General features: G+C 61.9%; 13 protein-coding genes. 9 read left to right on the forward strand and 4 right to left on the reverse strand.

Going from position 1 to position 21,562, the window contains the following annotated elements; translation table 11 throughout:
• Positions 1-37 precede the first annotated feature (37 nt).
• From AAFP32_RS11740 to AAFP32_RS11750, 3 genes are all read right to left on the reverse strand, one after another.
• On the reverse strand, positions 38-2,605 hold the full coding sequence (locus tag AAFP32_RS11740; protein ID WP_350269280.1) for an AAA family ATPase: 2,568 nt from the start codon (positions 2,603-2,605) through the stop codon (positions 38-40).
• Positions 2,602-4,542, reverse strand: coding sequence for an AAA family ATPase (locus tag AAFP32_RS11745; RefSeq protein ID WP_350269281.1), 1,941 nt, complete (start codon positions 4,540-4,542; stop codon positions 2,602-2,604). Before AAFP32_RS11745 ends, AAFP32_RS11740 begins: the two co-directional genes overlap by 4 nt.
• A 1,025-nt stretch (positions 4,543-5,567) precedes the next feature.
• On the reverse strand, positions 5,568-6,197 hold the full coding sequence (locus tag AAFP32_RS11750) for a hypothetical protein (protein ID WP_009885244.1): 630 nt from the start codon (positions 6,195-6,197) through the stop codon (positions 5,568-5,570).
• A gap of 1,175 nt (positions 6,198-7,372) precedes the next feature.
• Between AAFP32_RS11750 and AAFP32_RS11755 the strand changes: the two genes are divergently transcribed.
• The 7 genes from AAFP32_RS11755 (at position 7,373) to AAFP32_RS11785 (ending at position 17,749) form a co-directional block, all read left to right on the forward strand.
• Positions 7,373-9,160, forward strand: coding sequence for an ABC transporter ATP-binding protein (locus AAFP32_RS11755; RefSeq protein ID WP_025388060.1), 1,788 nt, complete (start codon positions 7,373-7,375; stop codon positions 9,158-9,160).
• A gap of 97 nt (positions 9,161-9,257) precedes the next feature.
• Positions 9,258-11,789, forward strand: a complete 2,532-nt coding sequence (lanKC, locus tag AAFP32_RS11760; RefSeq protein WP_025388061.1) for a class III lanthionine synthetase LanKC — start codon at positions 9,258-9,260, stop codon at positions 11,787-11,789.
• Between the two features lie 259 nt (positions 11,790-12,048).
• The gene (locus AAFP32_RS11765; protein WP_009885246.1) at positions 12,049-12,783 is read left to right on the forward strand and encodes an ABC transporter ATP-binding protein; all 735 of its coding nucleotides are present in this window, start codon (positions 12,049-12,051) and stop codon (positions 12,781-12,783) included.
• A 1-nt stretch (position 12,784) separates the two neighbouring features.
• Positions 12,785-14,170: an FtsX-like permease family protein gene (locus AAFP32_RS11770; RefSeq protein WP_009885247.1), complete on the forward strand. Its 1,386-nt coding sequence runs from the start codon at positions 12,785-12,787 to the stop codon at positions 14,168-14,170.
• Positions 14,171-14,179: 9 nt separating this feature from the next.
• Positions 14,180-16,036, forward strand: coding sequence for a prolyl oligopeptidase family serine peptidase (locus tag AAFP32_RS11775; RefSeq protein ID WP_350269282.1), 1,857 nt, complete (start codon positions 14,180-14,182; stop codon positions 16,034-16,036).
• 73 nt (positions 16,037-16,109) lie between these two features.
• Complete coding sequence (locus tag AAFP32_RS11780) at positions 16,110-17,054, forward strand: NAD-dependent epimerase/dehydratase family protein (protein ID WP_009885249.1); 945 nt, start codon at positions 16,110-16,112, stop codon at positions 17,052-17,054.
• Between the two features lie 14 nt (positions 17,055-17,068).
• Positions 17,069-17,749: a ScbR family autoregulator-binding transcription factor gene (locus AAFP32_RS11785; protein ID WP_009885250.1), complete on the forward strand. Its 681-nt coding sequence runs from the start codon at positions 17,069-17,071 to the stop codon at positions 17,747-17,749.
• Here AAFP32_RS11785 and AAFP32_RS11790 read toward each other — a convergent pair.
• On the reverse strand, positions 17,737-18,651 hold the full coding sequence (locus tag AAFP32_RS11790) for an AvrD family protein (protein WP_009885251.1): 915 nt from the start codon (positions 18,649-18,651) through the stop codon (positions 17,737-17,739). The two genes, AAFP32_RS11785 and AAFP32_RS11790, sit on opposite strands and share 13 nt — an antisense overlap.
• 162 nt (positions 18,652-18,813) lie before the next feature.
• Between AAFP32_RS11790 and lanKC (AAFP32_RS11795) the strand changes: the two genes are divergently transcribed.
• Positions 18,814-21,417, forward strand: a complete 2,604-nt coding sequence (gene lanKC / locus AAFP32_RS11795; RefSeq protein ID WP_009885252.1) for a class III lanthionine synthetase LanKC — start codon at positions 18,814-18,816, stop codon at positions 21,415-21,417.
• 63 nt (positions 21,418-21,480) lie between these two features.
• Positions 21,481-21,558 (forward strand): hypothetical protein, encoded by a 78-nt coding sequence (locus AAFP32_RS11800; RefSeq protein WP_350271493.1) that lies wholly within the window; start codon positions 21,481-21,483, stop codon positions 21,556-21,558.
• Positions 21,559-21,562: the final 4 nt, after the last annotated feature.

Raw genomic sequence — 21,562 nt, forward strand, 5'->3', positions numbered from 1 at the left:
CCAGGTAGTCGACCTGCGCACGAGGATGCTCCAAGTCTCACTTCTTATAACCCTTAATCCTTCTGACCCATTCTTTGAAGCGGACCAACTCCGCTTCGAGTTCGTCGGGCTCCGGTGCGGTGAAGTTGGTCTCGGGGGCCTGATCGTGGCGAGGCGCCCACTCCGATGCCTTAGCGTAGCCAGATTGGTAGTCGTTGTCGTCTTGTTCCGTGATTCCTACGAGCATCTTGAACATGCGTGGCCGCACCTCGTTAGTACCGCGATCCACCAGCTCGTTCACAACATCGAGGTTGACCGCGCGTTCCCATGCTTGAGACAACCGCCCACCCCACTCCTGAGCACGCCGCGTGTACTCATCGGAGTCGAGCTGGCCCCGCTCCTTCTTGAGTCGTGCGATCTCGGCTTCCAGGTGGTTGATCCGCGACGGGATGTCTTTGACGCTCCAAGGATGCTTGTCAGCAGTTAGCCCTGGACGCTCGCCCTGTCGTAGAATTGCGCGCTCAGCGACGTCGACCCCAAGGTCCCGTGCCGCCTTGTTAAGGGCGTTCACGAAAGTTGCCTCGTGCGTGAAAACAACGACTTGTCTCGACCGTGCCAGTTCCGCGAGGCGGCGGGCCACGCGGGAACGGCGGCTGGCGTCGAGCGACGACACAGGGTCGTCGAGCACAACGGCTGACTTCGACTCATCAAACTCGACTTCGGTGAGGAATCCGGCCAACCCGAGAGCGGTCTGTTCACCCTCGCTCAGTACATCGTCGATATCGGCGTCCAAGATGGCTCCGAGTAGACGGGGCCGATGCTGGAGCGTGACGTCGCGTCTACCTTTAGTGGGAGCGAGTGTGACCCGGCGCAAGTAAAGCTGCTCAGTCTCGTGAGTGAACTGGTCTCGAACGATGCTCGTCACGTAAGCCGTGGTTAAGGCCGTTGCCTTGCGGGTAATCCCAGTAGTGTCAGTGAGTCGGCGAGCTTCTTCAATCTTGGTTCTCGCCTGGAGCCGCACCACTTCTTTGACAAGATTATCTTTGGCCTTCGCAAGTTGCTCTGCCGCTTGGAGATCGGCAACCTCGGATTTCAGCGCTCGGACAGAATCGTTGAAGCTTGTTGAATCAATATTCGCGCTGGCGGTGATCAGCGTTTGTCGCCTCTCGCCGATGGTTGTGCCCGGAGCCACTCCAGAGGTCGTCGGACGCTCCTCTCTGGTGCCGTCAACCCACGCTACTATCTCAGTGGCGACCGTTGCCGCTTCGGTCATCCATGTCTGGCTTGCTGTGACATCCTCGCCACCAGCCTGCAGCTGGCTCAAGGCGGTAGTCACAGCCGCCGGCGCGGACTGGAGACGAGCAATCTCATCGCGACGCTGAATGACGCGACGCTCGGCAGCATCGGCATCACGCGAGGTGGTGTCCTTTATGAAGGCATCGAATCGCCCCAATCGGTTTGATCCATCCGGGCTCAGCGGTTGCTGGCATAGAACACACACGGCGTCATCGGTAGTGACTGGGAAGTCGTGTTCGTGATACGCCTCGGTCGTCGAATACCGACGTGCCGCATCCCAGAGGGCCCGCCACGTCGCCGACCCGACACCAGGCAATGGCTCGGCGTCGAAGTTCTTCGCTGACGCGATCTTTGCCGCCCCTCGGAGATCGATTGCACTTTTCGCGAGCGCGGCCACATTGTCGAACGACTGGTTCGTTACGGCCTCAGCCAGTTGATCGCTATGACTCTTGACTGTCGCCCAATGGGCTGCGAGCTGAGCGAGGCGTGTCTTCTCTGCATTAAGATCGCTGGCTTGCAAGCGCGTGAGTTCCCGCAGTTTGGCGGAGAGCGATACGTCGTGATCCGGGGACAGCGTCGTGGCCTCGTCGATCTGCTCACGCGTGGTGGTAGCACTGAGCTGATCAAGAAACTGCTTTGCCTTCGTGCCTTCCCCAAGGAGCGGAAGTTCCATACGGAGCGCCGCATTGTCACTCAGGCGCTGTGAGAGAGCTTGCCGCACCTGATCGCACGCGGCCGAGAGCCGATCGAGCAGAGTAAGCGCGGATGGGCGATAGCTGATCTCTGAGGCTGTGGTGACATAGGCGTCGCCGCACTCTTCGTCGTAGAACCGTACCGATGACAGATCGCGGCTGGTCCCCTGTGTGAGCGCCCAGGTCGTAGCCGTAGAGCCAACCACGTACTCGAAGACTGCCTTCTGATCGTGCACGCTCTTTGCGAAGACATCACCGAGAAGATCACCCTTGATTCGGGCAGTAACGGCCTGCCGAATGAGACGGGCGTAGCCGGACTTCCCGCTGGCATTGTCGCCGTAGATGATCGTCAGGCCCTTGCTGGCGAAGGTCAACCGCTGGCCCGTGATGAGCGCGTTCACGCCCTCCACGTCGGCTACGGCTGACAGCCGTATCGACTCTCCGCTCTCGGAGGTACCAGGGACATCGGCAGCGGTGATGGCGGCGACGGATGGATACGTCCCTGCGATCAGGTGATCGGCGATCTCGTTGACGGCGTCTTCAGACAGATTCTCGTTCCGGCAAAAGCGCCCGACGGCATCCTTCTGCCAGTCGGTGCGTTCAGCCACCCAGGTCGCCAAATCGTTCGCGAGTGTCACGGTGTGATCCCCAAAGCGGTGAGTAGCGCAGCATGCGCCTGTTTCAGGGCGAGGATACCCTGCGGTCTGAGGGCCACCTCGTCGAGTTCAATGAGGTGGTTCGCGATCTCCTGCTTCGTCGGTGCCCGCCATCCCTGACTGGCAGCCCAGGCTTCCAGAGTCGTGGACCACGGTGCTGCCGTCGCATCGGGCAGGCTTGGTGGTTCACCTATGGTGACTCCGGCGTTGACGTCGCGGAGCAGCGCGGTAAAAGTGTGCAGGTAGAGATCCGAGTCCAGGGTGTTCTCAATGCCGTGCACGTCGAGGGCGACAATCCGGTCACCAGGTATGGCGCGACCGATCGTCTCGGCGAGCCTTTGTCCCCCGCCGTCGCCGTCGACGAGGAACGCGACCCTAGCCGCCTGGAAGTCGAGCACCGGGTACGAGTCCTTCGGCATCTCTGAGAGGCCAGGTGCCACCTGATACGGCAGGCTGTCTTGTCCTATGGCGGCGCGCATTAGGGTCGGGAGGAGGATCATGTCGGTGGCGCCTTCCGCGATGACCGCGCAGCGTGCTGGTGTAAATGCTGCGGCCGAGGCACCCATCGCGAACATCAGGGAGGTGAACCCGCCGCCCTCTTGTCGCCAGAAGCTGTTTTCTACGTGGCTCGTCTCGTCGCTGTCGGGCACGACGGCTCGGATACCGACCCCAAGATCGGCGGGTAGACAGCCCGGCGAGTGGGTGGTGTAGATGATCTTGTCGGCTTTGTCCTGTTTGGCGAACATCTGCACGAGATCGGCCTGCGCGTCGATGTGAAGGCGGGTTTCCGCCTCATCGATCAGGAGGATCGTCGCGCGTCCACTGTTTCGCGCAGCAAGGAAAGAGTTCAAAGCGACGAACATTCGCAACCCAGCGCTTCGTTCGTCGAACACGGATGCGTGTACACCGTCTTCGACGATGCCAATTCGGAGAAGCTTGTTCTCGACGTTGAGTTCGACCTTTAGGTCGGACTGCTGCCATGCGTTCTTGAAGTAGTTGCCGAGTGTGATGTTCGCCTTGTTCTTGATTGTGTCTCGTCGGGATACCTGTCCGGTCTGCACGGCCTGGGTTAGAGCATTCAGGTCAAGTCCGGCCAATCGCGCCAGGTTCGCAAGCGCTGTTGGCACGTCGCCAAGCAGTGCGTCATCAAGGGTGTAGGCAGAAGCCAGCGTGCGGTCGGCCTCAGTGAACATGACTACGTCGGGGGTGAGATTCCAGAGTGCCTTCTCGGTCCTCTCCGTGGGGTCCTCACGATCAACCCACGCTCCGAGTGAGAGAAGCAGTCGCTGCAGAACGTCGGTTTCGGCGAATGCACTCAATACCTCGACGTCTTTGTCAGCGCGTTCGCGCAAGGCGTCAATCGGTTCTCGCTCCCCGAGCGGGTTAGCGAGGTGGGTATCGAGATCTTGTCGCAGCAGGCGAAGTTCATCGAGCAACGGCGAACCATCCGGGGGCTCTGGTATTTCGTCTTCCTCGGCCATTTCGATGGGAAGCGGTTCTAAGACGCTGATTGCTGACAGGGATTCACCCAGGTCGGCTGCCAGTTGCTTCAGCTGCGCCTCGGACTTGCGAGGTGCGGGCTTGACAGTGAAGTTGGGTCCATCACCGTCGGCACGACGACTAACGAAGAATTCGATTGGAGTGTCCTCGAGTTCAAGGTCCTCCAACTCCTTACGGTCCTCGTCGCTGACGCGGTAACGCAAGCTGACGACCGGGGTGGAGTCGGCGATGCCCGTCGATGCGCGCGACCGCTGTGCGGGTCCGAGAGCGTCGGAGGCGTCCACATAGGCAAGTGACCTGAGGAGCGTCGTCTTACCTGCCTCGTTTGGCCCAACGATTGCGACAAGCTTCTGGTCTAGCTTGATCGTGGTATCAAGGAGCCGGCCGGCACCACGCACTCGTGCAGAAACAAGCCTCATGCAGCATCCCCCGATCCGTTGCGCTGGTCAGTCGCATCCTCTCGATCGGCGGCGTCGACGCTCAGCTGGTCCTAGCCTCGATGGGTGCCCCCAGAGCGTCGGCTCTGGAACCTCGTGGCTCATTGACGAACTCTACCGGCTAGGTCCGACTCAGCGATGCATCTCTGCGCACTCGGTGCTGTCGTTCCGCATGGGCATCGCTGACAAGTCATCCGCACGGCAAGGCTCTCGACCGGCCGACCCCGCGCTTGACCGGAAGGTGCGCTCGTGACACCCCGTGCCATACCGAACGGGTAATGATGTTCATCGGTGCTGTCCTCAGTCCTTCGGACGGAGACACGAAAAGGAGGCCGGACCTGCAGAAACCCGCAGGTCCGGGCCTTCCATCAGCCTTTTCGGGCCTCGGGCAAGCTCTGATCTTTCAGAACGCCCAGTCCTCGTCCTCCCTGATGAGAGGCGGAGAATCCTGCGGCTCCTCCAGCTCCAATGGCCGCTCGTGCCATCTATGTGCCACTCGCGATCGAAGCTAACGGTCACCGGCTCCAACGCTGTTGTCGCACAGCCCAAGTTTACCTCCGGCGCTCGGCACACTCAACGCGTTCAGTATTAAACACAGGCACGTTGGAGGACGATCAGCCGAGCTGCTCTCGCTACGTACGCGGCTAAGCCAAGCCGCTGGAAGTCTATCAACGTGGTGGTCTCAATGCTGCGCAAGTCGTGTCACGGGACGTACTCGACGGCGCCTGGGAATCCGGCAACGAGGGACGTCGACCAACATCTGTCGGCCGACGCGCTCGAGGGTCATTGTGCCAAGAAACAGGCTCCAGTTGAAGCCACCCAATTGGCTCTCAAGACGCTGGCGACCCACCCTCAGCCACCTGCTTACGTCCGATCGCCAACGCTCACCAATCCGGCACGTTCTGTGGTCACTAATGAGCGAGAGCGAAGCGGCGGACAATCCTAGCATCGCGAGCACCACCCTGGAGCAGGCTTGCCCCCGCCTCAAGCCCCGGTCACAACGAGCTTTAGAAACCCAACTCTATCAACGAATCAATTTGCATCCGGAAGGTAGGTAAAAACCCCTGATCTTCGGTCGACCTCTGGATCCTCCTATCTTCCCTGAGGCTCTCTCGAGCTACAGCAATTGCCTTATCTGCGTGGAGCAGAATGGCGCTCAACTCTATTAGGACACTATTGCTTGGAATTTTTGCAATCCTGATCCTTGAGTCATAGCCACGAATGTCAAAATTGGGATCCTCCGACTCGGCAAGAACCAGAGCCTGATTAGGCTGTATAGTTCCAGCCAATTGAGTAAAATCTTGCCTTAAATCCTGCGAATCGAGCTTCTCTGGCGCAATAAGGGGCGCCGCACTCCAGCCGAATATCGGCCCTAGCGGACCCGACATGAGTTCGACAAAAGGTCCTACAAGACCAGATTTGACTATTTCGCTAATGCTGCCCGGATCTTGATCGCCCCTCATTGCCTGTTCGACGATTGGAGGCGCCGTGCAAGATACCTTCTCGAGTTTCCCATCAGAGTTTCGCCCTAGAACCGCCGTGGCAAACACCGATGCATCCTCACGAAATTGCTCGGCAACTAGCTTTGCGTCGGCGTAGGTAGCTGGTGCCGATAGGATCATTGTGCTGGATTTCATCTTTCGCGCTCCTTCATCTCACTCGCACCAGCCTCGCCTGGCGCTCCGTCTTCGTAAGTACGGGATGGCCAAAAGTAGCTTCTGCCTAGAGTATTTGATCGCAGGTAGTTTGCGACCTTCGTGGTTGACATCGACGTTGCATGTCCATCAGGGAGCAGACCTTCACGCATTCTAATTAGTCGCATTAAGAACTGTTGCTCGCAGTCCCAAACGATCCACCGCCCGCCTGGCGCGAGCGAGGCTCGTGCAAGTCTGCTCTGAACGGTGGCCTTGACGTGGACTCTACACGATCGTAGGCTTCGATTAAGTGAGGCACCTCACTTATCGCACTCAGCACACACTCAAGGAGGAGACATGAGACGGCTCGCTACGATCCTGATCTCAGCTTTTACGAGTCTTGGATTGGTGACCTTCGGCGGCTCGACGGCCCTTGCATCAGAGCCCGCGGCTCAGTCTGTTACAGCGCACGTTGCGCCTGCATCGGTGGCCGCCCCGGCAGAGGTCGAACCTGAGATTGATTGGGGGGAGGTAATTAGAACATTTCACGATCAGGGAAGCTGCAACGCCGTCAGGGTCGTTTACGAATCAGTTCGGCCAGATCTTCCCAAGCTGAAATGCATCAAGGGCGACAATGGACTTTGGCACCTCGTTCGCAGGTAGTTCTATCACTAGAAACCGCGTGCGTGGCTGGATCGTACTTCCTGATGGGAGGTGCGATCCAGCTATTTGCCTACGCCCGCACGAGGCATTACCTCGCTCGTCTAGCCATTGTAGGTGCCCACTTCTTGAACGGCCTCCGCGCGAGTCTATTGATACAAGCTGCCACTATCCAGGACCAGTGACCAGTCGTTAGGGCCCCACGAATATATAGAGGCACCTCAACTGGGTGGTGACGTCTCTCGCCATGGCCATCAACCACGGTGCCGCCGTAATGAAGAGGTGTCGGTGCCGGTTCTAGACGCGGCCGTTTGGCCACCGTGGCCACATGATCGTCTGGCAAGACTGATCCGGTCCCCCTCGTTACGAGACTCCCCGTGCTCATCGATTGCCAACGCACGGGGGTCAGCGGCACCGTGTTTCTGATGCTCACATGCCGGGCCAACACGCGAGTCTTGGCCTGTGCTTGGAGTGCGGTCAAAAAACTGCCAGGACCGGTTCGTAGAAAAAGGAGCCATATGCGCAGGAGGAAAGCCAATGCCGACCGTAAACGAGTTGCAGGATTCCGGCAAGCATTCGGCGTGATGAGACCGTACCAGGCGGTGCTATGGTGGGCGCTGCTAATCGGAATATGCGCCGCGGGGATCTCCACCATCCAACCTATTTTCGTTTCCAGGGTCGTCGACGAGTTCAGCGGCGGAATCACCATCGGTCTGCCCATGCTCATCGTTTGCCTGCTTATTGTCGGCGCGGGGTTGACAGGAATGAAGGAACTGCTCATCGAGAGAGCCGGAGAGCGGTTCGCCTACGACACCCGAGTAGCCCTCGTCGAACTCATCTACAACCTACCAATTCCTAGACTCGAGAAACACGACAGAGCCGACATCGTCTCAAGAGTCACCTCCGACGTCACTGCGGCGCGAATGCTTCTGACGTCCGGCATTATCGACCTGGCGGTGGGGGGCGCCACTGTTATCGTCTCGGTGGTGATGATGGCGACGATCGACCCTCTCCTACTCTCGCTCGCCCTCGTCGCTGTGCTCGTCGTGGCGATCGCCGTCTACAAACTGGGCGAGAAGGCGCGCCCCATCGGTCTGAGCATGCAGGACTCGATCGGGACGCTCGCCGGGCACCTCTCTCGAGCGATCGGCTCCATCAAGACGATCCGCGCGGCGAGAGCAACCAAGGCAGAAGGACTGGGAGCGCAGGAACAGGCGGCGGCCGTTCGGCGAGCCGGGCTTGAAGCCGCCAATCTGCGGGCGATCATCCAAGCCACGACCGGCGTCGCAGTTCAGCTCTTGATCGTTGTGGTCGTCGGCATCGGTGCGCTCCGAGTCTCCGTGGGAGCCGTGTCAACAGGCGATCTTGCCGCATTCATCATGTATCTCATGCTGATCGTCACGCCCATCACGATGATGGCGACCATCGTTTCCACGCTGGGTGAGGCCTTCGGGGCGCTCTCGCGAATTCTTGAGCTTCAGAGAGAGCCGATCGAAGACCCAGGTCCCGACCAGGAAGCGGCGGCGGCCGTCCGCCCTCGGCTGGACTCGCCGGCGTTAGAGTTCGACACCGTCTCGTTCGCATACTCCTTGACGCGGGCGTCGAACCAGCCCGTTGCATTGACACTCGACAACGTAAGTTTCGCCGCTGCTCCGGGCGCTGTGACGGCGCTCGTGGGGCCTTCTGGGGCCGGGAAGACCACGGTCTTCTCGCTCATCGAGCGATTCTACGACGTCACGGAGGGAACGATTCGCATCCATGGGCGCGACATGGGATCGATGTCCCGCGACGAGGTGCGCTCGCGCGTCGCCTACGTCGACCAGGACGCAGCAGCGTTGTCCGGCACAATCCGCGACAACCTGCGCCTCAACGCTCCATCGGCCGACGACGAGACCTGTGCGCAGGCTCTCTGGAAAGTTGGCCTCCTAGCCGAGCACGAACAGGCACGCGAAGTGCTTGACAGGAGCGTCGGCGAGCTAGGGTCGCGCCTCAGCGGTGGCGAGCGCCAGCGCCTGGCCTTCGCGCGGGCCATACTCTCCCAGGCGGAGATCCTTCTCCTTGACGAAGTCACCTCTCACCTGGACGGTAGGAACGAATCGGCGATCCAAGACGTGATGCGGTCTGGCGACGACCAGACCGTTCTCGTCATCGCCCACCGCCTGTCAACGATCGCCGACGCGGACCGCATCATTCTCTTCGACGAGGGTCGGATCCGGGATGCCGGAACCCACCGCGAGCTGCTCGGGCGGTCGGAACTCTACCTCAGCCTCGCCCGCACGCAGTTCATCACCAGCGATCCCGACTGAACCAGAGCTCCCACGAACGGGAGGGTTGCCAAGATGCGATCCGGCTGCTAAGTTGGGTAGTCACCTTACTCTTACGCCTAGAGGGGAGGACGGACAGATGCCGCTCGACACTCGCTACCTGCACTACTGTCAGGCGGGGAAGCCCTTCTATCAGCCAGCTGACAATGCGGGCTCGTCCCCGGCGCTGGGCTCAGACATCGTCCAACTCACCGAGTGGACCGTCACCAGGAGTCAGCCATGGACCGTCTACGTCCCGTCCGATAGGCGATTGCCGCGCCAGGGTTGGAAGATCCATCTCTCAGCGACGAGAAGTAATCGCGCAGCAGTCCTCCGCGCAGCCTCTGAATATTGCTATCGCCACGACATTCCCTTCAAGCACCTGTCGACCGAGGCGGACTTCAAGTCGCAGAACAGCAAGTACGCGAACCGGGCATCGTCGGGGAAGTTTGTCACCGTCTATCCCGAATCCGTCGAACAGTTCGAGAAGACCCTGCGCGACCTCGACTCGACCATCGGACACCTCGAGGGGCCCTACATTCTCTCTGATCGACGATGGGGAACCGGCCCAATCTTCTATCGATACGGTGCGTTCGTACAGTCGAACTCGGAGACCACCTTCGTCACGACGCTCATTGCTCCCGACGGTACAGAGGTCGAGGATCCCAGGGAGCCTGCCTTCACGCCCCCCGCCTGGCTCGACTTCCCGACGTTCCTGAGCGAGCAGAGGGACCAGGCGGGTGGGCCTGAATTCCCGTTCGAAATGGTCAAGGCTCTGCATTTCTCCAACGGAGGAGGAGTCTACCTGGCTCGGGCTCTGACCAACGAGTTTGTCGGAGCCGGGACCGATGTCGTCCTCAAAGAGGCACGACCCCACACTGCCGTCGACGACGACGGCCTCGACGCCGTTGACCGCCTAGCACACGAGAACCGAGTGTTGCAGGACCTCGCATCAACCGGATTCGTCCCGCAGGTGCATGGAATCTTCCGGCACTGGGAGCACATGTTCTTGGTCCAAGAGCATGTCGATGGGCTCGACCTCAAGCGCGAGTGGATGAAGCGGACGCCGGTGCTCAAACCGCGACCCTGGACTCTGCAGGAGCCCGATTACCTCAAATGGCTTGAGAGAACGATCGGGCGCCTCGAGGCCGCCATCGGTGCCTTCCATCGTAAGGGCTGGCTCATCGGCGACATCCATCCAAAGAACATCATCATGAGAAACGGTGCGCACCCCGTCTTCATCGACCTCGAGTTCGCCCATGCGATGGACGAGCGGTGGCGGAGCACAAACGGTGCACCCGGATACGAGCCATCCAAAGGCCTGACGGGAGCTGCAGCTGATAGATGGTCGCTGGGCATCGTCGAGCTGGACCTCGTGCTCCCGCAGGCGACGATCGCCGACCAAGGGAACCACCAGAAGATCGTAGATTTAGTAGCGTTCGGGCAGGAGGAGCTCGGAGTTCCGGAGGCAGCCGCTGCCCGAATTCTCCGGAACACCGTCGAGGCGCTCCCTCATTCTGAATCGGCTAGGCCGACGATGCCGCCGCTGGAGATCGACCAGTTGCAGAGACGGTTTGCGACGGCTATCCTCTCGACGATCGACCTCGAGAATCCGCTTGCCCCGGTTCCCTCGGACATTGAAGTGTTCGAGGAGGGAGGAGACGAAGCCAGGATCGGCTATCCATACGGGATCGTCGGAGTGCTGGCGGCCTTAACCGTCTCAGGAGTACCACTGGAGGATCGACTGATCCGCCGCTCCACCGGATGGATTCGTGAACGGCTTTCTCAAATCCGCTCTAGCGGCTTCAAGGGAAGAGAAGGCATCCAGTACGGCCTCGAGCAGATCGGCTTCCACGCTCTGGCCGCCGAGGTGGAGCGGCTTGACCTTGCGCCGCCCTCGGACCACACCTATTGGTCGGGCTGGGCAGGAGTCGGGCTAGGCGCGCTGTCCCGAGACAGTGTCCATGCCAAGGAGATAGAGGCCGCGTCCGACGCACTGAGCCGACTGCTCGAGACCGACGTTGAGACCCCGGTGGCAGGCCTTCTCCACGGCTGGAGCGGCCCGGCGCTCTTCTGGACAACTGCTTTCCGACGCCATGCTCAGCGACCCGAGTACAAGGATCTTGCGAGACGAGCGATCGAGCGCGACCTCAGTGCGTGCGGCGAGACTCTCAACGGCACCATTGAACTCGACGAGGGTTGGCGCACCCTGCCTTATCTGGGCACTGGCTCGGCAGGCGTAGCCCTGGCCATTGAAGAGCTCAACGCCATCAGCGAGTCGCCGAGATTCACGCAGGAGCTCGACAAGCTTCGCCTTGCCTCGACGTATTTTCAGTGCGGCCAGGGCGGCTTCGCCCACGGCCTCACGGGCTTCATCACAATGCTTGCCCGCTACCCGGAGATGCACTCTGGCGCGAGAGAGGTTCTCGAATCTCACATGCGATCGCTCCAGCTGCACGCAGTCCCCTTCGGGGAGGGCCTACTCATCCGGGGGAACCAGAATCTCCGGTTGTCCTGTGATTTCCTGACCGGTTCTGCAGGTGTGCTCGGTGGGCTGTCCGCAGTCCAGGGCCGCTGGTCAGGTGTTCCGTTCCTACCTGGGACGGACGGATCGAGAATGGAGAGGAGGTGACTTTAATCGTGGACAAGATTCTTGCATTCCAGAGCATGGCCGGTGAGACCGAAACCCACGACGGAGCGCGCGTGAGCACTGTCAGCGTGATTCCGCCGTGCCCGGGTTGGCCGAGCGCCGTGACGTTCGGAAACTGCTGACGCAGTTTCGCGTCGGAGATGGCGGCCGAAGTGTGCTTCGGCCGCCTCTTCGTGCTTCCTGACAGGTCGCCGCAGCATCGGCGATTGAGCAACCCGAGAGCGAAAGCGACGGACATGACATGAACACCGCACCCACTATCCATGCCGAGCAGATTGTGAAGCTCCCCAGCGGCAACGCCTCGGCGCAGCAGCTACCGATCCTGCGCGACTGCTCAGTCGACCTCGGCGGCGGCCTGACCGCCGTCGTCGGCCCGTCCGGCGCGGGAAAGACGTCTCTGCTCTACTGCCTCAGCGGCCTCGATCGCCCCGATCGGGGCCAGGTCTCCATCAACGGTACCGACCTCTACGCGATGAGCGACGAGAGGCGCACCCGGTTCCTGCGCCAGACCGCGAGCTTCGTCTTCCAGCAGTACAACCTCATCGGCTACCTCACCGTCGAGGAGAACGTCCGGCTCCCTCACGCCCTGGCCAAACACCGAGTCGAGGTAGCCGCAGTCGAGGAGATCCTCTCCCGCTTCGGTCTGCTCGAGAAGAGGGCGGCGAGGGTAAACACCCTCTCCGGGGGCGAGCAGCAGCGAGCCGCCCTGTGCCGGGCGATCCTCATGCGGCCGTCAGTGATCTTCGCTGATGAACCTACCGGCGCCCTTGACACCGCCAACACCGCCGTCGTGCTGCGGGTCTTGCGCGAACTGGCCACCCAGGAGTGCTCCGTCATCATGGTCACCCACGACGTCGAGTCCGCGGCTCTGGCCGATCGGATCGTCTTCATGCGCGATGGAACGATCGCCCACGTCACCGGACAGCTCGGCGTCGACGATATCCTCCACACCATGGCGCGCTTGGGAGGCCGGTAGTATGTACAGGTACGCTCGCCGTATTCTCCTAGCCGACCTCGGCAGCTGGTGGCCGGCCATCGCCACTGTCGCCGCCGTGACTGCGCTCGTCGGCCTATGCGCCGCGCAGTTCGCCTGGACCCATGACGACCGCTTCGTCGCCGCCACCCAGGCGCAGGGCCACGCGATCACCGAATTCACCATCGTCTCCGAGACGATCTACATGCTCGTCGCCGTCCTTGCGTTGTTCTCGCTCACCGTCGTCGGCACCGCGACCGTGGAGTCGACCCGGCGCACTTTCTCCCAGTGGCGTCTCGTCGGGGCCAGTCCTGGCGACGTGCGCCGCAGCACCTGGGCGCTCGTCGCCACCGCCTCGCTCATCGGGGCAGTGCCCGGCTCCCTCGCGGGGATCGGCCTGAGCTACGTCGTCGTGCCCGCCTTTAACCAGATGGCCGCCCCTGGCTTCAACGCCCCGGTCTTGCCGCCGTCCATCCTCGCGTGGCTGGCCTCTCTTGTCCTCGGCGTGGCCACCTGCCTGCTCGGGGCGTTCGGACCGGCGCACCGAGCCTCGCGGACGCAGGCGATCGAGGTCTTCCGCGACATCCCCGGACGTCACAGGAAAGGGTGGTGGTGGCGAGTCCCGCTGGCGGGGCTCCTGCTGCTGTTTTCCCTCGGCATGGTCGTGACAGCGGCTGCGCTCGGCGCACATTCCGCCGGCGTAGCGGTGATGTTCAATCTCGCCCTAAACGCCGGAATTTCGGCCGTGTTCTTCGCCTACATCGTCGGCCCACTCTGCGTCCCTGGGCTCCTCGCAGGGCTCGGCCACCTTGCGGGCACGTTTGGCAACGTCACCGGCCGACTCGCGGCTCGGGCTGCCGTCGAGAGGGCAGGCACCAGCGCGAACACCGTCGCCCCGCTGGCCGCGGGCATCGGCGGGGTCGGCGTCATCCTCACCTCCGTCGAATCTGCGGCGGCCGTGGTCAGGGTTGTCGACAGCTCGGCGGAGACCAACCTCGCCGACACCGTGGTGATGGCCGCCCTGATTTCCTTCGTCCTCCTCGTCACTTCCGCCGCCGTCGTCTCGCTGGTCTCGCGCGACCTTGAGCGAGAGCATTCCCTGCTGCGGATCGCAGGGATGCCGAGCCGGCGCATCACTGGTTGGTATGCCTGGCAGGCACTCCTCCTCTCCCTGACCGCCATCCTGCTCGCGGCCGTGCCGATTATCGTCACGGTGGCGACGACCGCCATCAGCTCGGCCGCCTACGTCGGCTACCCGATCGTCGCGGTGCCGTGGACGACACTTCTCCTCGGACTCGTCGTCAGCTGGCTCGTCCTTTTCCTCGTCCAGTGGTGGCCCGCCCGGGCCTCGCTACGCGCTGACGTCGCCGTCGGCCTAAGGTCGGCGTGAGGGACCGGCATGGCGCTATCCGGCTCGGAAATCGCTGAACTCGCCTATGAGGTCGAGCGCAGACGGCTGCAACCCTGGCTCGACGAGCTACGCGAGGTCAAGGAGACGACGACCGCGGAGGTACTAGGCGCCAGCGACGAAGACCTCAGAGCTCACCTTCGGGTTGGTGATACCGGCGGCCTGGTGGCGCGCTTCCCAATGCCCGACCGGAGCTGGCAGGAGATGCCGCTGCCAGCTGTCGTGGCAACCGATCTGGCGGCGTGGGCGCCTGCTGCGGACCACCGGTCCGTGGCCCTGATCTCGCGAACTCTCGACGACAACTATTCGCTATCGATTTACACGGCCGGGACGAAAGTCGGAGCATCGTCTGTGACGCACACCGAACGACGAGTCTCTTCCGGTGTCTGGGCGTTCGGAAAGGGCTTCATCTGGGTACGCAGGGATGCCTCGCAGCGCCCGAGATGCGTCGTCTGCTGGAATCCTGGTGCTGTCAGGACATTGTTCGACGAGCCCGAAGCGCGTCGTCGGGTTTTCATCGCGGGAGTCCGAGAAGGCCGGGCGGTCATCGTCAGCCGGGGATCGGGTTCGTCAGCGATCTTCTTGACAGACGACGCACTCACTAAGACGGTCGAGATTGTGCCTCGATCCGCAGAGGACGACGCCATGGCGCTTCTCGTAGCCGGCGGCCTCGCCGTGCTCGACCGTCGGGCGCAGACTGTAACGATGCACCTGGCTGAATCGGCGCATGGGATCAAGCTCCCGCCCGACTTTGTAGCGACTGATCTGGGCGAGCAACACGGCGAGCTCTACGTGCGCGGGCGGCGCAACCACACAGCAGCAGTCTGGCTCCCGGCTGACGGGCCCGATGCCGTCTGGAGCGCACCCGAGGCAGGGGTAATTGAGATTTCTCAGATCTCCGATCGGACGATCGACCTCGCGGTCGCTTCCATGATCCACTCCCCGCAAACAGTGTCGGTCGAGCGCAAGACAGTCCCCTCGACGAACGCCGCCGCCCTTCCTGGGCTGATCAGCTGGACCGAGTGGGCCGTGGCGGAAGATGGGGTGCGGATTCCTATCACCCTCTGCGGACGGGTCGACACGACCGGCCCATCCCCTGTTCTCACCATGGTCTACGGATGTTACGGTCTTTCCCTCGACGCGATGCACGATCCATATCTGGAGCATCTCATGCGAGCCGGGATCGTCATCGCCATATGCCATGTCAGGGGCGGGGGCGACTTCGGACCACGTTGGCACGATGCAGCACGGGGATCTACGAAACTGAAGTCGATCACGGACTACGAGGCGTGCTTGTCGACGATTACGCAACTCGACATGGCCGATGCGGGGCGTATCGGCGCCCTGGCCTCGAGCGCGGGCGCACTCATCGCCACTAGCGCCGTCCTGCGGCAGCCCGGACTGGTCTCAGTCCTTCAACTCGTCCACCCTTTCCTGACGCCGGAGCGAATACTCGCCGATACACACGCGCCTTTGGCCGCAAGCGACTGGATGGAGTTCGGCGACCCGACGAAGAATCGCGCTGGAGTCGAGTCCATCTCGCCACTGGCTATGCTGGAGAGTAGTTCCGCAACCGGAATGGCAACGCCTCCGCTCTGGATCCGGGCAGGAAGCCACGACGATCGGGCTCCTCTCAATGAGATCAGGCTTTGGCTCGACGTCTACGCGAACCGACTTCGTGGTCGACAACCGGATCGGACGTCGGATGCAGTGCTGCAGATTGGTGACCATGGACACCGAGGGCATGCCAATGCCGACGACGCCTCCGAGGCAAATGTGGTCGCCATGGCCTGGCTCAAGCGTGAGCTGCTGGCCGGCCCGAGCTCTCCAACAGCTGTCATCGATTAGTCGAGCATGGGATGATGAGTTAGGCGCACCACTTAGTCATGACAGCCAGAAACGGTCCAGGAGGGCAACGATCATGAACGCAACAATCGGTCAGGTTCCGATGACGGTTGCGGTTGCGGGATCGACGGGCTTCATCGGCAGCGCCGTTGTTGACGAACTCGTCCGAGTGGGACATCGGGTTCGAGCACTGCGCAGGCACAGTAGCAAGGCAAGCCCTGGGGTCGAAGAGATCGTCGCGCAGGACGGCGTCGCCGACCTTCGGGCGCTCGACCGGCTCCTCACGGACAGCGATGTCCTCGTTCACGCCGTCAGTTACACGGGCGAGGACGAGGAGCTCCAGCGAACGACGAACATATCGGGCACGCGCACGCTGTGCGAGCAAGCCGCTGAGCACTCGATCAGGCGCATAGTCCACATCAGTACGGCTGGCGTCTATGGAACGGCCTTCGCGCCGGGGGTCGATGAGTCAACGCCACCTGTTCCTCGTTCAATGCTGAGCCAGTTCCGCCTGGAGGCAGAGCGGATCGTCATCGATGCCGGCGGCATCGCACTGCGCCCGCAATTCGTTCTCGGAGCCGGCGACACTTGGGTCCTCAGTCGGCTCAGCGCTCTGATTAGGGCATGCGGTGCTCAAGGCGTCGCGAGCGGGGCACACGCCTCGGTAATCGGGCGGTCTAGCCTGGCAAGCGTCGTCGGCATTGTCGCCGCGGGGTCTGCTCGGCACCAGATCTACAACGTCGGAACTGCGGTTCCGGTGTCGATGGGTGACCTGGTAGAACAGGTTCTCACAGGCACAGGAGAGTTTCGCGAGGCCCCACGTCGAGTCTCCGTCGACGAAGTCCTGATTGCAGCCGACAAGATTGGTGTCCCGCGGCGCGCGGTCGCCCTGGCACTGGAAGAGTCAGTACTCGACTGTTCGAGATTGTGGACGGAGTTCCCGGAGACGTCGCGGCCGGCACAGATTCTCTCCGCCAATGACATCGCATGGTATCGCCGGTGGCTCGGCATCACGAACTGACAAGAGGAGATCGAATGGTGAAGGCACGACAGACGACACGCCGCACGGCGAGCCAGGACCGCGGGCGCAAGACGCAGTCGCAGATCATCGAAGGAGCGTCCGCAGTCTTCGAGGAGCAGGAGTACTCGGCGGCGAGTCTCGAGGATATCAAGGAGGCCTCTGGCGTGTCCCAGGGGTCAATGTACTTCCACTTCAAGAGCAAGGAACAGATCGCTCTAGCGATCATCCAGGAGCAGCACAATCGCATCTACGCCGGCGTGGACCCGGCGATCGCCGACCATGCCGATCCGCTCATCCGTTTAATGGCGATCTCCAAGATGATCTGTGAGCAACTGCGTACGGACTCCGTCGTGCGCGCGGGCATCAATCTCGCCCTCGGCCAAGGCTCACTGCGGGAAGCCAGCGCGCGCTCGTACGCGACCTGGGTCGATGGCGTCGGTCAGCTTTTAGGCAAACTCGACCGGGACGGCATGCTGAACTCGGACATCCCGGTCGACAGGCTAAGTGCTTCGCTAGTTAGCCATTTCACCGGCGGGAACCTCATGTCCCAGGCGATGACTCAGAGAGCTGACATGACCGACTACATCAGCACCATGTGGAGAGTATTCATCAACGCTGCTATCGCCGAGGCACACCGGGAGCGGTACAAAGCGGAGCTCGACTCGATGTTCGGCGGATTCGCTCAGGCGGAGTAGGCGAGTGATGCGGTACAGGCGAAGAGGCCGTCGAGCTCGAACTCCATGTCGAACGTTCGGAACCTCGTGTCGCCGCGGGCGAGCGACCTGGAACCGGCGATGCGCGACCGCATGCGCGCGGGTCCGTCGTGAAATTCGGCCAAGGGATTGAGCGCGAAGTCGGCGCTCCTCATCCAAACGTTAGTTGACACGTCCCGATCGACCCCGTCGAATGAGTAGATGAGGATCTGGGCCGCCTGGGCGGAGAGGCGAAGAAAGTCGTCATACCCGAGTGCGAGCTCGTTGCTCGATTCGGCCGCCTTGTGCTCAGAGGTGAGCGTGCCCTGCGCAGGGTCGAGGCCGACGATTTCCGATTTGATCTCTGTTGCTCGCGCCTCGCTGCACGACGGATTGGACCATCGCTGAACGCCGATCCTCTCGACGGCCGCGTCAGTCAGCGAAGGAAGCGCAGAAGCGGCCTCGACACCGGTGCTCACCGACATACGTCCGAATCGCATGTTGGTGAGCCGCTTGCCGGAGCCGATGGCTTCATTCCACTTGACCGGAACGGCTTCGAGGTCGGTCTCCGGCAACGCTCCCGCCCTGATCCGGATCGCGGTCAGGACCGGCGGGCCGGCCGGATCATCAGTAGGCGCGCCCGCCCGGGAACGGAGACACGTGAGCATGGCGCCGAGCGTCAAACCGTCCAGCGACGAGAGATGCGGAGGCATCGAGCCACCAGGTTTTTCCGACCAGTTGTCTGGATAGGCCACCGAGCCGATCACATTGCGGCGCTCTGAGGCAGCCAGGCTGTCGACAGCTGAAGAGCCGGCGAGGATCGTGTGGGTGACCAGTCTGTACCGATGCGACAGGTACCGCTTGGTTGGGTCACCAAGGATGTCGTCGAACGAAGCACGGCTCACGACTCCTCCCCTCTGCGGATTCGCAGCGCCAGCGGGTGCTGGCCAGGTCACGCGAAGCCGCAATCTCTAGATTAACTAAGGTGCCCATGTTAGTCTAGCTGAACCTCTCGGTGGCTCGAGCAGTGAGGGCTTCCATGCAATGGCGCAGGTTATAGGAGGGCAATGGACCAGAGCTACTACCTCCATCTTGGGGATCCGCAGTTCTATGCACCCCTGCCCGAACCCGACGATGCATTCGGCGTGCCGATGCCGCCAGGTTGGGTGTCGCGAGCGTCGTCCGACTGGCTGGCCTTCGCGCCGGCCGGGCATGAGGGCCCGAGGCAGGGCTGGAAGATCCATGTCACGGCGACCGTGGACGACGCGGCTGCCTGCATCAAGCAGGTCGCGGACGTCCTGTTCGACAAGGAAACCCCCTTCAAGGTTTGCCGCACACGGCAACGCTACGTGCGGTCGAATTCGAAGTACGGAAACCGAGCGGGGTCCGGCAAACTCATCACGGTGTACCCGGCGGACGACAACCAGTTTGTTGCTTACCTCGATTTGCTCGAGGCGTCCACAAGGAACTTCAGACCCGGTCCGTACATACTCACCGACCGTCGTTGGAGAGACTCGAACGTCTATTACCGATACGGTGCATTCGTCAGGCAGGAGTTCGAACACGAAGGGAAGACCCTTCTCGGCATCGCCGACGAGTCCGGCCAGATGGTCGAGGACCAGAGAGTTCCCGGGTACAGCGTCCCCGACTGGGTGAACGTCCCCGCCAAAGTCCGCGAGGAGGAGCAATTCCGCGACCAGGAAGAAGGCTCTGGGCGATTGATCAACTATGGCATCGAATCGGCACTGCACTTCAGTAACGGTGGTGGCGTGTACTCGGGCCGCGACCAGAGGACCGATGAATCCGTGGTGCTAAAGGAGGGCCGACCACGGGCGGGTCTGGACGGCACCCTCGTCGACGCATTCGACAGAATCGGGCACGAGGCTCGCATGTTTCACCGGCTCGGAGCCTGCGCATACGTGCCGCGGAACATCGACGATTTCGTGGAGTGGGAGCACCGATTCCTCGTGATGTCGCACGTCGAGGGCACACACATGGGCAGGTACATTGCTGAGAACTACCCGTTCCAGCGGTCTCTGGACCCCTGTGACTACGTCGAATCGATCACGGAGATCGTGGCAGATGCGGTCGCGGGTCTCACCTCAATCCACTCCCGCGGCGTCGCTCTCGGTGATGTCCAGCCGACAAACATCATCATCCGCGAAGACGAGAGTGAGACTCGCGTGTGCTTCATTGACCTGGAGGCGGCCGGCAACCCTTCCAGCCCGGGCTCGAAAGCCCTCGCCACTCCGGGGTATTTCGCCAGGTTCGATGACCCGTTAGGGCACAGGGACTGGGTCGGGCTGCTGCGCGTGATCCGAATGGCGCTGCTGCCCATGGCCACCATGGAATTCATGGCCCCCGAGAAACTGCCGGCGATGCGCGCTTGGATACGCGCAAATCTCGGTGCAACAGCCGACGACTGCTTGCAGCAGGTGATCGACGCCGCACTGCACGAGGGCTACTCGATCACGGATCTTCCGGAGACCGAACCCCGAGCCTGGAACCGAGACGCCCAGAATGCTGATCGTCAGGCAAGCCTCCTAGACCAGCTCGGAGGAATGGTCATCGACCACTGCGATCCGACGACGACGCGCCTTGCGCCCGGAGATGTCAGGCAGTGGACGCGGGCCGGCGGGGACCTCAGCGTGGCCTACGGCGGTGCGGGCATCGCGATGGCCCTGTGGCGCAGCGGGCTCTCCTCCCGCCTTCCCCAGCAATGGGCAGAGCACTTGGCGGTCGAGGATCTGCTGGACACAGCGCCTGGCCTGCTTGCCGGTCGAGCGGGGATTGCATGCGTTCTAGCCGAAGTCGGCGACGAGGAGCGGGCCAAGGTGGTTTTCGACAGCCTGCGCCACGGCGACTCGCAATCGCTGGGCATCGATCTGGACTCCGGGCTGTCCGGAATCGGCCTCGGTCTCCTCGGCGCTTCCGAGCACTTCTCGTCCGAGGCGTACCTCGAAGCCGCTTGCCAGACGGCGGACCTCATCATGGCGAAGGGAACCGAAGAGGATGCGCTTCGACTTGACGAGACTGACGTGACTCCCACAGGACTGTTCTACGGGTGGGCTGGCCCATCGCTGTTCCTCTCCTGCCTGTCACGTAAAACCGGGTCAACGAAGCATCGAGAGGCAGCGGAGTCGTTCCTCGACAAGGAACTCGACCGACTAGACGCCCATCACGAGACGCGCTTGATCAGAGCGCCCGACGGGCGGCTGATGTCATATCTCTCCTTGGGCAGCGCCGGACTGCTCCTGCCGATGGCAGCGCTGGAACCGGATGCGTTCGATCAACGCTGGGCTGACGAGGTCGCAGGCATCATGCACGCCTCTACAACTCGGCCCTGCGCCAACTTCGGGCTCTTCCGCGGATTCGTGGGGCTGCAGTGGGCTACCAATTGGCTGGAGGCAACTGGCGCGACGAACAGCGATGAGAATCTGACGTCAATCCTCGCCGACGAGCTCGATCTCTACCTTATCGACGACAAGAGCGGCATAGCGACTCCCGGCGACTTCATGCTCCGCCGGTCGTGCGACCTCGCGACCGGGGCCAGCGGGTTGATCTGCGTCCTCAATGACATCGGAACTCGTCGTCTCAGCTGGCTCCCAGTGCTGTGCGGTGAAACCTTGATCACCGCAGTTCCAGGCCATCAACCACAGCGAACGGAATGAGAGGAGGTGAGAAAGGTGAACAATGTGCTCGAACTCCAGAAGTTGGAGCTGAAGGATCATGCCATGGCCGCACATCCGATCTCGACGTCGAGTCTCTTCAGCTGCACTGAAAGCACGATTAGCTTCCTCAATTGCGGCTGAGTAA

It is taken from the genome of Brevibacterium sp. CBA3109 (assembly GCF_040256645.1).
Classification (GTDB): domain Bacteria; phylum Actinomycetota; class Actinomycetes; order Actinomycetales; family Brevibacteriaceae; genus Brevibacterium; species Brevibacterium koreense.